Origin of the sequence: Pseudomonas cichorii, from assembly GCF_015471405.1 — a bacterium.
GTDB lineage: Bacteria > Pseudomonadota > Gammaproteobacteria > Pseudomonadales > Pseudomonadaceae > Aquipseudomonas > Aquipseudomonas serbiensis.
This window is the reverse complement of the sequence record NZ_BLVZ01000003.1, coordinates 1-16628: the sequence shown is the minus strand read 5'-3', so window position 1 is coordinate 16628 and position 16628 is coordinate 1. Positions and strand designations below refer to the sequence as shown.

General features: G+C 58.8%; 18 protein-coding genes. 6 read left to right on the top strand and 12 right to left on the bottom strand.

The features are described 5' to 3' along the window. The first annotated feature begins 79 nt into the window (after positions 1-79). A complete protein-coding gene (locus tag JL015_RS04185; protein WP_201001940.1) occupies positions 80-805 on the top strand; it encodes a MotA/TolQ/ExbB proton channel family protein in 726 nt (241 codons plus the stop codon). A 1-nt stretch (position 806) separates the two neighbouring features. Next, on the top strand, positions 807-1208 hold the full coding sequence (locus JL015_RS04180; protein WP_122318332.1) for an ExbD/TolR family protein: 402 nt from the start codon (positions 807-809) through the stop codon (positions 1206-1208). Between the two features lie 144 nt (positions 1209-1352). Here the strand turns inward: JL015_RS04180 and JL015_RS04175 are convergent, their stop codons facing one another. The 5 genes from JL015_RS04175 to ribBA form a co-directional block, all read right to left on the bottom strand. Next, entirely contained in the window at positions 1353-2507 is a 1155-nt protein-coding gene (locus JL015_RS04175) for an ABC transporter ATP-binding protein (RefSeq protein ID WP_201017552.1), read from the bottom strand. After that, positions 2504-3319 carry an ABC transporter permease gene (locus JL015_RS04170; RefSeq protein WP_201001946.1) on the bottom strand — a complete coding sequence of 272 codons (816 nt, stop codon included), beginning with the start codon at positions 3317-3319 and terminating at the stop codon, positions 2504-2506. The genes JL015_RS04175 and JL015_RS04170 overlap by 4 nt, the downstream gene beginning before the upstream one ends. 3 nt (positions 3320-3322) lie before the next feature. Continuing rightward, positions 3323-4279: an ABC transporter permease gene (locus JL015_RS04165; protein WP_201017551.1), complete on the bottom strand. Its 957-nt coding sequence runs from the start codon at positions 4277-4279 to the stop codon at positions 3323-3325. Further along, on the bottom strand, positions 4264-5289 hold the full coding sequence (locus JL015_RS04160) for an ABC transporter substrate-binding protein (RefSeq protein WP_201017550.1): 1026 nt from the start codon (positions 5287-5289) through the stop codon (positions 4264-4266). The genes JL015_RS04165 and JL015_RS04160 overlap by 16 nt, the downstream gene beginning before the upstream one ends. A gap of 308 nt (positions 5290-5597) precedes the next feature. Continuing rightward, complete coding sequence (gene ribBA / locus JL015_RS04155) at positions 5598-6707, bottom strand: bifunctional 3,4-dihydroxy-2-butanone-4-phosphate synthase/GTP cyclohydrolase II (RefSeq protein WP_201017549.1); 1110 nt, start codon at positions 6705-6707, stop codon at positions 5598-5600. A 93-nt stretch (positions 6708-6800) separates the two neighbouring features. Here ribBA and JL015_RS04150 point away from each other — a divergent pair, with 93 nt between their 5' ends. Continuing rightward, positions 6801-7088 (top strand): DUF1330 domain-containing protein, encoded by a 288-nt coding sequence (locus tag JL015_RS04150; RefSeq protein WP_201017548.1) that lies wholly within the window; start codon positions 6801-6803, stop codon positions 7086-7088. 73 nt (positions 7089-7161) lie between these two features. Here the strand turns inward: JL015_RS04150 and JL015_RS04145 are convergent, their stop codons facing one another. The 6 genes from JL015_RS04145 to JL015_RS04120 form a co-directional block, all read right to left on the bottom strand. Beyond that, positions 7162-7725 (bottom strand): NUDIX hydrolase, encoded by a 564-nt coding sequence (locus JL015_RS04145; protein ID WP_201001954.1) that lies wholly within the window; start codon positions 7723-7725, stop codon positions 7162-7164. Between the two features lies 1 nt (position 7726). Beyond that, a complete protein-coding gene (locus tag JL015_RS04140; RefSeq protein WP_201001956.1) occupies positions 7727-8479 on the bottom strand; it encodes a GntR family transcriptional regulator in 753 nt (250 codons plus the stop codon). Between the two features lie 171 nt (positions 8480-8650). Continuing rightward, positions 8651-9136, bottom strand: coding sequence for a flavin reductase family protein (locus tag JL015_RS04135; protein ID WP_201017547.1), 486 nt, complete (start codon positions 9134-9136; stop codon positions 8651-8653). A gap of 14 nt (positions 9137-9150) precedes the next feature. Further along, a complete protein-coding gene (locus JL015_RS04130) occupies positions 9151-10632 on the bottom strand; it encodes an aldehyde dehydrogenase (protein ID WP_201017546.1) in 1482 nt (493 codons plus the stop codon). Continuing rightward, entirely contained in the window at positions 10629-11462 is an 834-nt protein-coding gene (locus tag JL015_RS04125) for an alpha/beta fold hydrolase (protein ID WP_201017545.1), read from the bottom strand. Before JL015_RS04125 ends, JL015_RS04130 begins: the two co-directional genes overlap by 4 nt. A gap of 44 nt (positions 11463-11506) precedes the next feature. Continuing rightward, positions 11507-12097 (bottom strand): amino acid synthesis family protein, encoded by a 591-nt coding sequence (locus JL015_RS04120; RefSeq protein ID WP_201017544.1) that lies wholly within the window; start codon positions 12095-12097, stop codon positions 11507-11509. A gap of 220 nt (positions 12098-12317) precedes the next feature. Between JL015_RS04120 and JL015_RS04115 the strand changes: the two genes are divergently transcribed. Both JL015_RS04115 and JL015_RS04110 read left to right on the top strand, forming a co-directional pair. Then, positions 12318-13175, top strand: a complete 858-nt coding sequence (locus tag JL015_RS04115) for an SDR family oxidoreductase (RefSeq protein WP_201017543.1) — start codon at positions 12318-12320, stop codon at positions 13173-13175. Between the two features lie 170 nt (positions 13176-13345). Next, positions 13346-14776, top strand: coding sequence for an NAD-dependent succinate-semialdehyde dehydrogenase (locus JL015_RS04110; protein ID WP_201017542.1), 1431 nt, complete (start codon positions 13346-13348; stop codon positions 14774-14776). Between the two features lie 83 nt (positions 14777-14859). On the opposite strand, the gene pbpG is transcribed toward JL015_RS04110, so the two are convergent. After that, on the bottom strand, positions 14860-15804 hold the full coding sequence (gene pbpG, locus JL015_RS04105; RefSeq protein ID WP_201017541.1) for a D-alanyl-D-alanine endopeptidase: 945 nt from the start codon (positions 15802-15804) through the stop codon (positions 14860-14862). Positions 15805-16056: 252 nt separating this feature from the next. On the opposite strand from pbpG, the gene JL015_RS04100 reads away from it, so the two are divergent. Beyond that, a complete protein-coding gene (locus tag JL015_RS04100) occupies positions 16057-16617 on the top strand; it encodes a hypothetical protein (protein ID WP_201017540.1) in 561 nt (186 codons plus the stop codon). The last annotated feature ends 11 nt before the right edge of the window (positions 16618-16628 follow it).

The window sequence follows — 16628 nt, the reverse complement described above, 5'->3', positions numbered from 1 at the left end:
CTTCAATGCGAGCCACCTGACAAAAGGAGCATCGCGACACCAGAACCTGACGTATCAGCACAGCACGAGAGTACAGATCATGAACTTACTGGCATCCCCTTTTGAATCCATCGAACACGCCGTCATCTGGCTGCTGGTGGTCTTTTCCGTCGCGACCTGGGGCCTGGCCTTGCTCAAGGGCGTGCAGTTTTCACGTCTGAAATCCCAGGATCGCAAGTTCCACAAACAGTTCTGGGCGGCTTCCAGCCTGGACTCGGCCGCCGAGCTGGCTCAGCAGCAGCCGGGCGCCGCTGCTCGTGTTGCCCAGGCAGGTTATGCAGCAATCCAGGTGCATGAAGGCACTCAACAGACCGACCTGAGCCAGTCGATCAACCATCAGGATCGTCTGGAGCGCGCCTTGCGCCAGCAGATCGTGCGTGAGCGTCGTTCGCTGGAAACCGGCCTGGCTGTTCTGGCCAGTATCGGCAGCACCTCGCCCTTCATCGGTCTGTTCGGTACCGTCTGGGGGATCATGTCGGCACTCCAGGGTATCAGTGCTGCGGGTTCTGCCAGCCTGGAAACGGTTGCCGGTCCTATCGGTGCGGCCCTGGTTGCTACCGGTGTCGGTATCGCGGTCGCGGTGCCAGCGGTGCTGGTTTACAACTACTTCCTGCGTCGTCTGAAGCTTACCGCTGCCGACCTGGACGATTTTGCCCATGACTTCTACAGCCTTGCGCAGAAGAATTCCTTCCGTGTCCTGCTGCACCCGGTACTGACCAAGAACGGTGCCAGCGCCGCTGGCCAGAAAGTGAAAGAGGCTTCCTGATATGGCTTTCTCCACTCAAGACAGTGATGAAGTACTCAGTGAAATCAACGTGACACCTCTGGTGGACGTGATGCTGGTACTGCTGGTGGTGTTCATCGTGACTGCGCCGTTGCTGACCAACTCGATCCCGATCAATTTGCCCAAGACCGAAGCGGTCGCCCCGGCAGAGCAGAAGGACCCGCTGGTAGTGAGTATCGACGGGCAGGGCAAGGTGTTCATCAACAAGGACGAGATCCAGGCAGATCTGCTGGAAACCAATCTTCAGGCCGCCAAGGCCAAGGACGCGCAGGTTCGTGTGCAGCTTCAGGCTGACAACGATGTGAACTACGGCGAAGTGGCCCGTGCCATGGCCTCGATCGAACGTGCAGGCATCACCAAGTTGTCGGTGATTACTGCCAAATAGAGCAATACCCTTCAAGACAGTGAAGCCTTTAAGGTCGTACCCTCAGGTAGGTACGGCCTTTTTTTTGTGTGTGATGTTGTGGTCTTTCGCGAATGAATTCGCTCCTGCGGACTCCAGGCAAGCGACTTCAGTCGCGAAAAAGGCTCAATGAGCCCCAGCCGCCTTGTTCAGGTCGCTTTCTGCCCATTGGGTGTAGATACAGGCATCGGCGGTGGCCCAGCGGACGCGCACAGCATCACCGGCTTTCAGTTGCAGCCCGGTTGCAGACAGCGCCTTGACGGTCATGGCCGTACCGCCAGGGGTAACGACTGCGCAGGTCTGGCTTTCGCCCAGAAACAGTACCTCTGTCACCTTCGCGGTCACTTCATTCCAGCCATGTTCCAGCGGAGTGGCTTCAGCCTGTTGAATGCTCAGAGCCTGAGCTTTTTCCGGGCGGATCATCAACAGCACATCCTGATCGGTTTTCAGGCCAGGGGTCAGCCGAATCGACAGCGGGCTGCTTTCAAACGTCGCCACCGCATTGCCCTGAGCCTTGAGCTTCAGGAAGTTCGAGTTGCCCAGGAACGAGGCGACAAAGGCATTGGGCGGGTTCTGATAAAGGTCATAGCCAGTGCCCAGACCGACAATCTTGCCGTGGCTGAAGATCGCAATGCGCTGTGACAGACGCATGGCTTCTTCCTGATCGTGGGTCACGTAGACAATGGTGATGCCCAAACGACGATGCAACTGGCGCAGTTCATCCTGCAAATCCTCACGCAGTTTCTTGTCCAGCGCACCCAGCGGCTCGTCCATCAGCAGAATGCGCGGCTCGTAAACCAGCGCCCTGGCAATCGCCACCCGCTGTTGCTGACCGCCTGAAAGTTGCGAAGGGCGGCGATGGGCGAATTGTTCCAGTTGCACCAGCTTGAGCATTGCATCCACACGTTTTTCGCGCTCGGCTGCCGGCAATTTGCGAATGGCCAGCGGGAAGGCGATGTTGTCGCGCACCGACAGATGCGGGAACAGCGAATAGCGCTGGAACACCATGCCGATGTCGCGCTTGTGGGGCGGCACGTTCACCAGCGACTTGCCACCGACCAGGATTTCTCCCGAACTGGGCGTTTCAAATCCCGCCAGCATCGACAGCGTGGTGCTCTTGCCCGAGCCGCTGGAGCCAAGGAACGTCAGGAATTCACCGTCCTGGATATCCAGGTCGATGTTGTCCACGGCGGCGAAGTCGCCGTAATACTTGTTCAGGTTGCACAGGCTGACCAGGGTGTTCGGGTCGTGTTGTGCGTTGTCTTTGATCACGGCACTCATGAGGTACTCCTGGCTTCGTTGCGGCGACGCAGGGTCGCGGCGATGAACATGACCAGCACCGACAGGGCGATCAGCAGCGTCGAAGCGACTGCAATGACCGGGGTCAGATCCTGACGCAGAGTGGTCCACATTTTGACGGGTAGGGTTTGCAGGGTCGGGCTGGCCATCATCACGCTCAGGACCACCTCGTCCCACGACACCAGAAACGCGAACAGCGCACCGGCAACCATGCCGGGACGGATGGCCGGGAAAGTGACCTTGATCACGGCCTGGATGCGCGAAGCCCCGCAGATCACAGCGGCATCCTCGATGGACTGATCGAACAGCTTCAGCGAGTTGATGATCGAGATGATGGTGAACGGCAACGCCACGATCACATGGCTGACCACGAAGGAAAACAGCGTGCCGGTGTAACCAAGCTTGAGAAACAGCGCATACACGGCCACGGCAATGATCACCAGCGGCACGATCATCGGCAGGGTGAAGATGCCATACAGCATGTCACGCCCCGGAAAGCGTCCGCGTACCAGAGCAAAGGCGGTGGGCAGGCCCAGAGCGACGGCGCTGATGGTGGTCAGCACGGCGACCTTGAAACTGGACATTGCCGCCTGCATCCACTCCGGATTGGAGAAAAACTGCTGATACCATTTCAGGGTCCAGCCCGGCGGCGGGAAGACCAGCCACTGGGATGAGCCGAACGAAAGCAGCACGATGAACAGGATCGGCAGCAACAGGAACAGCGCGATCAGGCCGGTGGTCAGGTAAAGACCCAACCGCAGGCGCGTGCTCATGGCATTGGGAGTCAGGAGCATGGTTCACCTCGCATTGCTGGCGCCGACCGGGGATTCCGGCTGGAGCTTCAGGTAGAAGTAGAACAACACCAGGGTGATCAGGATCAGCAGCGCGGCTGCGGCGCTGGCCAGTCCCCAGTTCAGGAAAGACTGCACCTGTTGCACGATGAACTCGGGCAGCATCATGTTCTGCGCGCCACCGAGCAGTGCAGGGGTGACGTAGTAACCCAGGGACATGACAAACACCATCAGGCCACCGGAAAACAACCCCGAGCGACACAGCGGCAGGAACACTCTGAAGAAGTTGGACCACGGGCTGGCGCCGCAAATGGAACCGGCCTGCAACACCATCGGGTCGATGGCCTGCATGGTTGCCTGCAACGGCAGCACGATGAACGGGATCATGATGTAGCTCATGCCGATCACCACGCCTGTGAGGTTGTGAACCATTTCCAGCGGCTGATCGATGATGCCCATGGCCATCAGTGTCTTGTTGATGACCCCGGACGCCTGCAACAGCACCAGCCAGGAATAGGTGCGGGCCAGCAGGCTGGTCCACATCGACAGCAGTACGATATTGAGAATCCAGCGACCCCAGCCGCGTGGCACCAGGGTGATGACCCAGGCCAGCGGGAAACCCAGCAGCACACTGAACAGTGTCACCAGGCCCGCCACCGAGAAGGTGTTGAACAACACTCTGGAGTAGGCTGAGTTGGCGAACAGTTGCTCGTAGTTGCCCAGGCCCGGAGTGGGCTCAAGCACGCCGCGAAGCAGCAGGCCTATCAGCGGTGCGAAGAAAAAAAGCCCCAGAAAGAGCAGTGCCGGGAGCAGATTGCGGCTGCCGCGCCAGCGTTGTGACAAAGTGGTTTTTGACTGCATCGTCACTGCCTTGGTGCAAGCCGCGCCAGCGGTGCTTGACGCACCACCGGCCGGGTTGGATTGACGGGAAGCGATAGCCGTCATTTTTACTTGACCAGCCATTCGTTCCACCGTGTCGCGATGTCCGGACCATTCTTGGCCCAGTATGCGAAGTCGAGAGTGATTTGATCCTGGGCATACGCGGTTGGCAGATTAGGCGCCAGCGTCGAATCCAGGCGCGGCACGCTGTCCAGGTTGACCGGCGCATAGGCGCTGAGGTTGGAGAAGTCTGCCTGGCCTTTAGGGCTGGTCGCCTCGGCGATGAACTTCATGGCAGCAGCTTTGTTCTTGGCGCCTTTGGGGACCACCAGGAAATCGGCCATGACCAGGTTCTGCTTCCAGCTCACGCCCACTGGCGCACCGTCCTGTTGCAGAGCGTAGACGCGGCCGTTCCACATCTGGCCCATGGACGCTTCGCCCGAAGCCAGCAGTTGCTGGGACTGAGCGCCGCCGCCCCACCAGACGATGTCTTTCTTGATGGTGTCGAGTTTCTTGAAGGCGCGGTCCAGATCCAGCGGATAGAGCTTGTCAGGGGCTACGCCATCGGCCAGCAGTGCCAGTTCAAGTACGCCAGGGCTTGGCCATTTGTACAGGGCGCGTTTGCCGGGGTAGGTCTTGGTATCGAACATGGCCGACCAGTCTTGCGGGGTCTTGGCGCCTACCTTGCTTTCGTTGTAGCCCAGTACGAAGGAGAAGAAGAACGAGCCGGCGCCGTGGTCAGACACGAAGCGAGGGTCGATCCGGTCACGCTTGATGGTGGTGAAATCGAGGGGTTCAAGCAGGCCTTCGCTGGCGGCGCGCAGGGCGAAGTCGGCTTCCACATCCACGACATCCCACTGCACGTTGCCGCTTTCGACCATGGCCTTGAGTTTGCCGTAGTCGGTCGGACCATCCTGCACAACAGTAATGCCGCTGGTCTTGGTGAAAGGTGCAGCCCAGGCTTGCTTCTGTGCATCCTGGGTCGAGCCACCCCAACTGACGAAGTTGACGCTTTCGGCGGCTATGGCTGTGAAACTTGAAATAGCCAACACGCCAGCAGCAAGAACTGCAGTTGCACGTTTGTTCAACACCATTTTCACGCCCTCATTTGTTGTGTTTTGAGCGGGCTTTTTTTGCCCGCGTATTCGGGAGCAGTAGGTCCAGTGGACCGGAGAAACTGGCGACCATGCCGGGTGCTGTTGTTTGGCCTTATCCCTCAGCGGGCGCACCTGACAAAAACCTTCGGTCTACGGAATGTCATATTATGGTATTCCAAACTTTGTGCAAGTATTTTGCCCTGCCGGAACCCGTTCCTTTTTAATTTTTTGCCCGTGAAAGCCTTTGTTTACTGGGGCAGGCGTCACCTCTTCAGACGTGTTGCCTGCCTTGCATCAGTGGCCGGTCAGCCAGTAAAAGGAATGCTTTCAACCACTTCCAGATCGTATCCGGTCAGCCCTGCGTACTTGAGAGGCGGGCCAAGATGGCGCAATTTACCCACGCCAAGGTCCTGCAGGATCTGTGCGCCAGTACCGACTTCCGAATAGATGCGTGACTGCGAACGTGTGTACTGGCGTGGCGGTTGAGTGAGTTGCGGAATGCGTTCGAGCAAAGCCTGGGACGACTCATGATTGGCCAGCACCACGACCACGCCGCGACCTTCTTCGGCCACCTTTTGCAGAGCGGCCCAGAGCGTCCAGTTTGCCGGTCCTGTGTATTCGGCACCTACCAGATCGCGCAGAGGGTCAACCACATGCACCCGCACCAGCGTCGGGTAATTACGCTGAATGTCGCCCATGACCATGGCCATGTGTACGCCACCTTCGATCCGGTCCTCGTAGCTGAACAGGCGGAAAATCCCGTGGACGGTCGGCAGCTCGCGTTCGCCGATACGCACGACCGTGTGTTCGGTGCTCAGGCGGTAGTGGATCAGGTCGGCAATGGTGCCGATGCGGATGCCGTGCTTTTCAGCGAACAGTTCCAGATCGGGGCGGCGGGCCATCGTACCGTCATCGTTCATGACTTCGACGATCACCGACGCAGGCGTCAGGCCAGCCAGACGAGCCAGGTCGCAACCAGCCTCGGTGTGCCCGGCGCGGGTCAGCACGCCGCCTTCCCGGGCGCGCAACGGGAAGATATGGCCAGGCTGCACCAGATCCTCGGCGCGGGCTTCGGGATTCACTGCGGCCTGAACGGTGCGGGCGCGGTCGGCGGCGGAAATGCCGGTGCTGACGCCTGTGGCGGCTTCTATGGAAACCGTGAAGGCTGTCGCGAAGACACTGCCGTTGCTGGGCACCATCTGCTCCAGCCCCAGACGCTGGCAATGTTCGTCGGTCAGGGTAAGGCAGATCAGGCCGCGTGCTTCGCGGGCCATGAAGCTGATTGCCTGAGGTGTGCAGAGGTCGGCGGCGAGCAGCAGGTCACCTTCGTTTTCCCGGTCTTCATCGTCGACCAGCAGGACCATCTTGCCTTGGCGGTAGTCTTCAATGATGTCTTCGATGCGATCGAACGCCATACTCAGGATCTCGGTGTTATGGATGAAAAATCGTGGTATACCATAAGACAGAATATTTCATAGATTCCCTATCATTGAAACAGTGAGATCGCGATGAAGGCTTATTGGATTGCAAACGTGGACGTTACCGACCCTCAGCAGTACAGCGAATATACCCAGCGAGCGCCAGCGGCGTTCAAATTATTTGGTGGCAAATTCATGGCACGCGGCGGGCGTTCTGAAGCAGTCGAAGGACGCGAAACGCCGCAACGCACGGTAGTGATCGAGTTCGAATCGTATGAGCAGGCCGTGGCCTGTTATCGCTCGGCCGAGTATCAGGAGGCGATGAGTCATCGCCATGGCGTGGCGAAGGCCGAGATCGTGATTGTCGAAGGGGTTTGACTTATCCCCGTAGGAGCGAATTCATTCGCGAAGGGCCGTTTCGCGAATAAATTCGCTCCCACACGGAGGAAATTCACCGAATGAAATGCACCTTTCCGGTATCGTCATTGCCCATGTACAGGCCATACACCCCGGCCTGACGCTCGGTGATGTAGCGTTCGAGGATCTGCCGGATGGCTGGGTAGTAGATGCTGTCCCACGGGATTTCTTCAGGTGCGAAGAAGCGGTAATCCAGTGTCTCCGGCCCGAACTGGCCGGTGATTTCCAGTGCTATTGCCCGGAAGACGATATACACCTCGCTGATCTTCGGCACGCTGAAGATGGAGTAGGGCGAGATGATTTCTGCGCGTACGCCGCTTTCTTCCCAGACTTCGCGCAGCGCCGCCTGCTCGGTGGTCTCGCCGCTTTCCATGAAGCCTGCCGGAAGCGTCCAGGTGCCGGGGCGTGGTGCGATTGCCCGTTGGCACAGCAGGTACTTGCCTTCCTGCTCGATGATGCAGCCGGCAATGATCTTGGGATTGACGTAGTGAATGTAGTTGCAACTGCCGCACATCAGCCGCGCATGGGTATCGCCCGGTGGCACACGCTGATCGAGATCAGCGCTGCCGCACTGCGGGCAAAAGCGCGGCGCTGGCATGTCAGCGGCCTATGCGGGGTTCTTTGAGCACGACGGGGGCAACGATGTCGCGAACCTTGGCATCATCGTCCTGCTTGGACTTCAGGTATTCCAGCGCCACCTTGGCGGCATTGCGCACATGATCGACCGAGGCCTGATGCGCCGCCAGCGGGTCGCCGCTCTTGATGGCTTCGACGATGCGTTCCATTTCCTGGCTGCTCGCACCGCGACGATTGACCTGGGACACCGAGGTGGCACGCAGGTAGCTTATACGTGCCTGCAACTGCCGCAACTGGGTGGCGGCGATGTGATTGCCCGACCCTTCAAGCAGCACATCGTAGAAGCTTTGCACCGAGTCGATGACCTGTTGCAGCTCGCCATCGTTGAGTGCCTTGCGGTTTTCTTCGAGGGCCTTTTCCAGGGCACGGATATCTTTTGCCTTGGCTCGCAGGGTGAAAAGCTGCACGATCAGCCCTTCAAGCACGCAACGCAGTTCATAGATATCGCAGGCATCTTCCAGAGTGATGATCGCGACCCGTGGCCCCTTGGCGTCGGCGAACTCCACCAGCCCCTCGGACTCCAGATGACGCAATGCTTCGCGCACCGATGTTCGACTGACCCCCAGGCGGTCGCACAAGTCTCGCTCGACCAGACGATCTCCCGGCAGAAGCTGGAAGTTCATGATCGCGCTGCGCAGTTTGTCCAGCACGATCTCGCGCAGGGTAACGGGATTGCGATTGACCTTGAAGTTGTCGTCGAGTGGCAGGCGTTTCATCGGGTGTGCTCGGAGTGGGGCTGTCTATGTGAAAAACACGGCCAGAACAAGGCGGTCGCGTTCATGGCGTCAGCCTGAAAACTGGCCGGGCTGACGCATGACCGGGCATGTATCGCCCGGAAAGGTGCCGAGTTTATCATGCCGTTGCGCTCGACTACCAAGAACCCCGTCTCATGCAAAAGGTGGCAGAGCCCCCAGTTTGCCGCGGTAGTAGAGCATCGGCGTCGCCGGTGTTTCGGGCAGGATCAGGTTTTTCACGGCACCGACGATGATGGCGTGATCGCCGCCGTCATATTCGCGCCACAACTCGCACTCGATGATCGCCGTCGCCTTGCTCAGCAACGGGTTGCCGAGGTCGCTCAGGTGCCATTCGATACCCTTGGTCTTGTCCTTGCCCTTGCTGGCGAAAGCATAGGCTTCGGTCTGCTGTTCTGCGGACAGCAAATGGATGGCGAATTTTTTACTGTCGCGCAGGACCGGGTAGGTGTCGCTGGCATAGTTGGGGCAGAACAGCACCAGCGCGGGGTCGATGGACAGTGCGCTGAAGGCACTGGCGGTGATGCCTACCAGACCGCCTTCGGCGTCAAGTGTGGTGACGATGGTGACGCCCGAGGGAAAGGACGCCATGACTTCTTTATAAATGCCGGGTTCTATCATTGCCGCCGCCTCACTCAACGCATTACAAAAGGATCAGGCATAGGGGCCTGCGATAGATTGATCCATACCGTTTTCAGTTCGGTATAGGCCAGGACCGAGTCAATGCCGCTCTCACGGCCATAGCCGCTGTTCTTGAACCCGCCGATGGGGGCCATGGCAGAGACGGCTCGATAGGTGTTGACCCAGATGATACCTGAACGAATGTCCCGTGCCAGACGGTGTGCGCGGCCAAGGTCGCGGGTCCAGATGCCTGCCGCCAGACCAAACTGGGAGTCGTTGGCAATTGCCAGGGCTTCGGCTTCGTCCTTGAAACGAATCACGGACGCCACAGGGCCGAAGACTTCTTCCTGCATGATCTTCATGGAGTTGCGGTCGCACTCGAACAGGGTCGGCTCGTAGAACCAGCCTTCACTGGCTGTTGCCGGGCGTTTGCCACCCAGTCTCAGGCGTGCGCCTTCGGCCAGAGCGTCAGCCACCAGACCTTCGACCACCGCCAGTTGCTGGGCGGTGGCCATGGGGCCCATTTCAGTGGTTTCGTCCTGCGGGTTACCGATGCGGATGCGGCTGGCACGTTCGGCCAGCCGCTCGACGAATTCGTCGTAGATCTCGTCCTGAACCAACAGTCGCGAACCGGACACACAGCTTTGCCCCGAGGCTGCGTAGATACCGGCGACCGCGCCATTGATGGCGCTGTCCAGATCGGCGTCGGCAAAGATGATGTTGGGGGATTTGCCACCCAGTTCCAGTGACAATTTGGCGAAGTTCTCGGCGCTGCTGCGCACTACATGGCGTGCGGTCGCGGCACCGCCGGTAAAGGCGATCTTGCGTACCAGCGGATGACGGGTCAAGGCTGCGCCGGTGCTTGGGCCATAGCCGGTCACGACATTGACCACGCCCGGCGGAATACCGGCTTCCAGTGCCAGGCGAGCCAGTTCAAGAATGGTCGCCGAGGCATGTTCGGAAGGCTTGAGCACGATAGTGTTGCCAGCCGCCAGTGCCGGAGCCAGCTTGATGGCTGTCAGGTACAGCGGGCTGTTCCAGGGAATGATCCCGGCGACCACGCCCATCGGTTCATGGACGGTGTAGGCAAACAGATCAGGCTTGTCGAGGGGCAGGGTGCCGCCTTCGAGTTTGTCTGCAAGGCCGGCCGTGTAGTGGAAGAACTCCGGCAGATAGCTCACCTGACCGCGGGTTTCGCGGATCAGCTTGCCGTTGTCGCGGCTTTCCAGCTGGGCCAGTTGTTCCTTGTTCTCGGCAATCAGGTCGCCCAGCCTGCGCAGCAGTTTGCCCCGTGCAGTGGCGGTCAATCCACGCCATGCCGGGCTTTCAAAGGCCTTTTGCGCCGCCTGGACGGCGCGCTCCACATCCGCTTCATCAGCGTCGGGCAATTGTGCCCAAGGCTCGGCCAATGCAGGGTTGAGACTGTCGAAGGTCTTGCCGGAAAGTGCGTCGACCCATTGGCCGTCGATGCACATCTGAAAGCGCGTGAGAGTCATGCAACGATTCCCTTTACCGGGTTGTGTAGAGCTGCCGACTTGTCGAGGAAGTCCAGCAACACCTGATTGACCAGACGTGGCGATTCCACCGGCATCATGTGCCGCTGCTCGGGCAGTATCGCAACCTCTGCACCCTGAATGCGCATTGCCAGCTGGCGGGCCATGTCGGGCGTCGAGCCCGGGTCCAGCTCGCCGGTGGCAATCAGCGTCGGGACGTGAATATCGCCCAGATCGTCGGCGCGGTACATATCCTGCGTGGCGAACAGCTTGTAAGTCGTCAGGTAGCCCTGCGGATCGTTGCTGGCCAGGTTCTGGCGGATGGCAGCGATCTGCGCGGGGTTGGCGGCCTGGTATTCACGACTGAACCAGCGCGACAAGGCCTCTGCTGCATTGGCGTCCGGCCCGTGCTCGGCTGCCTGGCTGGTGCGTGCAATCACACCGGCACGTTGTTCGGGGGTGCGATTGAATACGCTGTTGAGGATGACCATGCCTGACAGGTGCTGCGGGAAGTGCAGGGCAAAGGCCCGCGCCACCAGCCCGCCCATCGAGAAGCCGATGATCGTGGCCTGGGGCAAACCCAGATGGTCGAGCAGCTCACGCAGTTGTTCGGCATAACCGGGCAGGCCGGTATCCGGGTCCGGGCGCGGACTCGATCCATGACCCAGCATGTCGTAGGCAATGACTCGATAGTGCGGGGACAGACCGACGATCTGCCCGCCCCACATCTCTTTGTTCAGACCTACCCCGTGAATCAACACCACAGGGTGGCCTTGGCCGGTGGCCAGATAACTGGTCCCGGCCGGGGTGCGTTCAGCGGTGAGCTGAATCATGGATCGCTCCTGCGCAGGCATTCATTATTGTTGGGGATGGATGATTACTGGGCCTTTTCGGCAGCCAGCTCTTCCAGGTCGATATAACGGTTGCCGATGCGCGGATGCAGACGGCCGCCGTTGGCTGCGCCCAGCACGACAATGATTTCATCGGCGCGTGGCGAGTCTTCGATCTGCATTTCCAGGGTGATGTAGTGCGAGCGCAGGCCTTCGTCGTCCTTGTGCATCATCGGGATCTGGATGGACGTGCCCGGGCCGCCGCGTTTGTTGGTGAAGCTCAGGTAGCTCTTGGCCTTGACCGCTTCACGGTAATGGTTGCCAAAACGCAGGGTGTGAATGACCGCCGAAGCATGCTCGATCTCGCCTTCGGCCCCGACCACAGCGGCTTTGCCATAGGCCTCGATCTTGTCTGCACCACCGATGGCATCGGTCAGGCGTTTGACCATCAGTTCGCCCAGCTCTGAGCAGTTGGCGCGGATTTCCGGCTTGAGGTCTTCGACAAAACCACGACCGAGCCAAGGGTTCTTGATCACGACAGCCAGGCCGACCATGGTCACTGGTTTGTCGGTCGCCTTGCCGCCTTCGATGAAGGTCTCTTCGGTGTAATTGACGATCTTGCGAATTTCAAAGCTCATGTAGGACTCCCGGATCGAGCGCTGTTGTATTTCGTCTGATGGTATACCATAAGATTGCGTGTGCAAGCGCTTTATTCGAGTCGGATACAAAAACCTCGTGCGTCGACCATTCGTCAGTCGTTCTTCCCTGTTCTTTGAACGTTGGTCCCGGGTGACGGGCCAGATATTCCATGAGCCATGGATGACTTCCGTCTTCTTCAGCCCACAACAGGAGAAAGAAATGACTGACTACCCGAGACCTCCATTCCCGCCACAGGCCCAATCGGTGCCCGGTTCGCAGGCGAAGATGGAGCCTTATCCCGATTGCGGCGAACAGAGCTACCGCGGCGCTGAACGGCTACAAGACAAAATTGCCCTGATTACTGGCGCCGATAGCGGCATTGGTCGTGCGGTGGCCATCGCCTTTGCACGAGAGGGCGCCGATGTCGCGCTTTCTTATCTCGATGAGCATGAGGACGCTCAGGAAACCGCTCGCTGGGTCGAGCAGGCGGGCAGGCAGTGCCTGCTGCTGCCGGGTGATCTGGCGCAGAAGGAGCATTGCCGTGGCATCGTTGAAAAAACGGTGGAGCGATTTGGCCGGATTGATGTATTGGTCAATAACGCAGCTTTCCAGATGAGCCACGAAACCTTCGAGGAAATCACCGATGAGGAGTGGGTGAAGACCTTCGATATCAATATCACGGCGATATTTCGTATCTGTCAGGCGGCTCTGCCGCACATGGCTGCGGGCAGCTCGATCATCAATACCAGTTCGGTGAACGCCGACATGCCCAAGCCAACCTTGCTGGCCTATGCCTCCACCAAAGGGGCCATTGCCAACTTCTCCGGTGGCCTTGCGCAAATGCTGGGCGAGCGTGGTATCCGGGTGAACAGCGTCGCTCCGGGACCGATCTGGACACCCTTGATCGTTTCGACCATGCCCGAAGAGGAGGCCAGCAACTTTGGTAGCCAGACGCCATTGGGGCGTCCGGGCCAACCTGTCGAGGTCGCACCTGTTTATGTGTTGCTGGCTTCCGATCAGGCCAGCTACACCTCGGGCGCGCTGTATAGCGTCACGGGTGGTAAGCCCATTCTGTAGCGAACATTCTGGTGTCGATGTAATCCCATGCAGTGACGGCCTGACGATGAGGTGTTGGCAGGCCGCTGCTGTTTCCGTATGTCATTCATTCTTGACTGTGCCTTGACTTATGCGGGGATATCCCCGTAAGTTGGGCGGCTCTGTCATTCAACTGCCTCAGGAGAATTGCCATGTATCCCGATGTTCAGCTCTTTATCGATGGCCAATGGCGTGCAAGCCGTGATGGCCGCACCTTGCCTGTCATCGATCCTGCCACCGGCCAGTCTCTGGGAACTGTGGCGCATGCCAGCATTCCCGATCTGGATGAAGCGCTGGCGGCAGCTGAACGTGGTTTTGCAACCTGGCGTGCCACTTCGGCTTATGATCGCTACAAGATCATGCAGAAAGCTGCACAACTGTTGCGCGAACGCGCCGACAGCATCGCCCGCATCATGACTCAGGAACAGGGCAAGCCGCTGGCCGAGGCGCGCATGGAAACCCTGTCTGCTGCCGATATCATCGACTGGCTGGCCGAGGAGGGGCGCCGCAGCTATGGCCGCCTTGTGCCGTCGCGCAATCCTTCAATCGAACAGAAAGTCATCAAGGAGCCGGTTGGCCCGGTGGCGGCGTTTACGCCCTGGAACTTCCCGATCAACCAGGTGGTGCGCAAGCTGTCTTCCGCACTGGCTGCCGGTTGTTCGATCATCATCAAGGCACCGGAAGAAACCCCGGCATCGCCTGCTGAACTGATTCGTGCCTTTGCCGATGCTGGCGTGCCGGCAGGTGTGATCGGTCTGGTGTATGGCATTCCTGCCGAAATCTCCAATTACCTGATCCCGCATCCGGTGATCCGCAAGGTGACCTTTACTGGCTCCACGCCGGTGGGCAAGCAACTGGCGGCCCTGGCTGGTCAGCATATGAAACGTGCCACCATGGAGCTGGGCGGCCATGCGCCTGCGCTGGTATTCGACGATGCCGATCTGGATCTGGCTGCTCGGGTGCTGGTAACCGCCAAATTCCGCAATGCCGGCCAGGTCTGCGTTTCACCGACGCGGATTCTGGTTCAGCGCAAGGTATTCGAGGCTTTCACCGAGAAATTCGTCGGCCTGACCCGTGAGGTCAAGGTGGGCAATGGTCTGGAGGCGGGCACCACCATGGGGCCGGTGGCCAATGAGCGTCGTGTTCCGGCGCTGGTGGATCTGGTCGAGGATGCCGTGGGTGCCGGTGCGAAGCTTGAAACGGGCGGCAAGGCCCTTGAAGGGCCGGGCTATTTCTTCGAGCCAACCGTATTGAGCGGTCTGAACCGTGAAATGCGCATCATGAACGAAGAACCTTTCGGGCCGGTAGCATTGCTGGTGCCGTTCGACACGCTGGAAGAGGTTATCGCCGAATCCAACCGAGTGCCGTTCGGGCTGGCGTCCTATGCCTTCACCACGTCGATGAAGACTGCTCAGGCGCTGAGCAATGGCATCGAGGCAGGCATGCTGTCGATCAACCATCAGGGCATTGGCCTGCCTGAAATTCCGTTTGGCGGGATCAAGGACTCAGGCTACGGCTCCGAAGGCGGCACCGAAGCCATCGAGGCTTACCTCAATACCAAGCTGGTGACGCAGTTCAACTAAACCTGCCCCGGTAGGAGCGAATTCATTCGCGAAGATCTTCATACCTTCTTCGCGGATAAATCCGCTCCTGCGCAGGTGGGGTTTTATTCCCGCGCCTGCTGAATACCGTTCTGTTTCATCACCAGATTCTTCTCCTTCTTGTACTGCAAGGCGACTTCCGGCGCAGGGCCGCTCTGGCCTGTTTCCAGCCACCGGCGCAGGCGGCTGGCATCGGCGAAGTGTGTGTATTTGCCGAAGGCATCGAGAATCACCACGGAAACCTGGCGGTTAGCCATGGTGGTCAGCAGCACCAGGCAATGACCGGCCTGATTGGTGAAGCCGGTCTTGGTCAGCTTGATATCCCAGTTATCCTTGCGGACAAGGTGATCCGTGTTGCTGAAACCCAGGATGTAAGTGGGTTTACGGAAGGTCACGGTCTTTTCCGGGGTGGTACTCAGTTCGGTGATCATCGGGTATTTGCGAGCGGCCATGATCAGCTTGGTGAGGTCGCGAGCCGTGGACACGTTATAGACCGACAATCCGGTAGGCTCGACATAGGCCGTATGCTTCATGCCCAGTGCCTTGGCCTTGGCGTTCATTGCCAGGATAAAGGCCGGGTAGCCGCCCGGATAACTGTGGGCCAGGCTTGCGGCGGCACGGTTTTCCGAGGACATCAGAGTAATCAGCAGCATGTCCTTGCGATTCATTTCGCTGCCCAGTTTGACGCGGGAGAACACGCCTTTCATTTCCGGCGTCTGGGAAATATTGACCGGAATGACTTCGTCCATCGGCTGCTTGGCATCCAGCACCACCATTGCCGTCATGAGCTTGGTGACCGAGGCGATCGGGACGATAACGTCCGGGTTGTGCGAATAAAGAACCTTGTCGGTCTGTACATCAATGACCAGTGTGCTGCCGGAAGCCAGATGAAGTTGTGATGGGTCCCGGTTCAGGGCTGCGGCTTCGTTTGCAATGGCATGGGCGGAAACTACAGGGCCTGTAAGTGCAAATAAAAGACCCAGAAGTGGCAGACGAATTTTCAAGAGCAAGGCTCACTCGATAAATGTGCGGTTTTGCACGTGGATATAGGAAAAACGCTGCATTTTAGGAGCGGACTTTGCTCAAAGTCGATGGGGTGAGTAGGGCGTTTCGTCAATTAATGCAGGAATTGTGGTTTTATTAAGTCGCTGTTAAGTAGGAAAGCCATGAATTGATGTTGTGCTTTCAATATTCGTGGTGTCGGAGGCTCGCACCGATTAGCATCCACGCCATCAATGGTCATCGATTTAAGGAAGCGTGCAATGCTCAAGGGGTTTATCGGCAAGGATTACGTTGTTCTGGTGATCGCTGCATCTCTGGTTGCGGTAGTGCTGCTTGTTACAGGCTTTTTTTCACGTCCTTCCGACTGGGCCGGCTGGGTCCAGGCTACCGCGCTGATTGTCGGCATGATGGTCGCGGTGGGTGTTCCAGGTATCCAGCGCAAGCAGGAAGCAGCCGTGGCTCACAGGCAACTGCGTGAGCGTGAAACCGGTTATGCCCGCCGTATTCAATACCTGTGCGGCGAGTTGACCGAACTGCAGGCCAGAACGAGCCTCAACCTCAGCCATTTGCGTGCCAGCGACCGTCATCGCCTGAAATACACCTTGCAGGATTATCTGCACCGCTTGTTCGAGTCCCATAAACAGGACTTGAACGATGATCGTGTAGTGCTCGCCTATGAATTGCGTCAGGTCGCCAATGACCTGATCGATGAGCTGGACAGCGGTCGCACTGATCGTGTCGTGTTCATTGCCCTGGAAAAGCGCCTGCAAAAACTGACTCATCGCTGCCAGGTGAATGCGGCGATGGCCGAGCGCGTCTGAGGCTTTTTCAG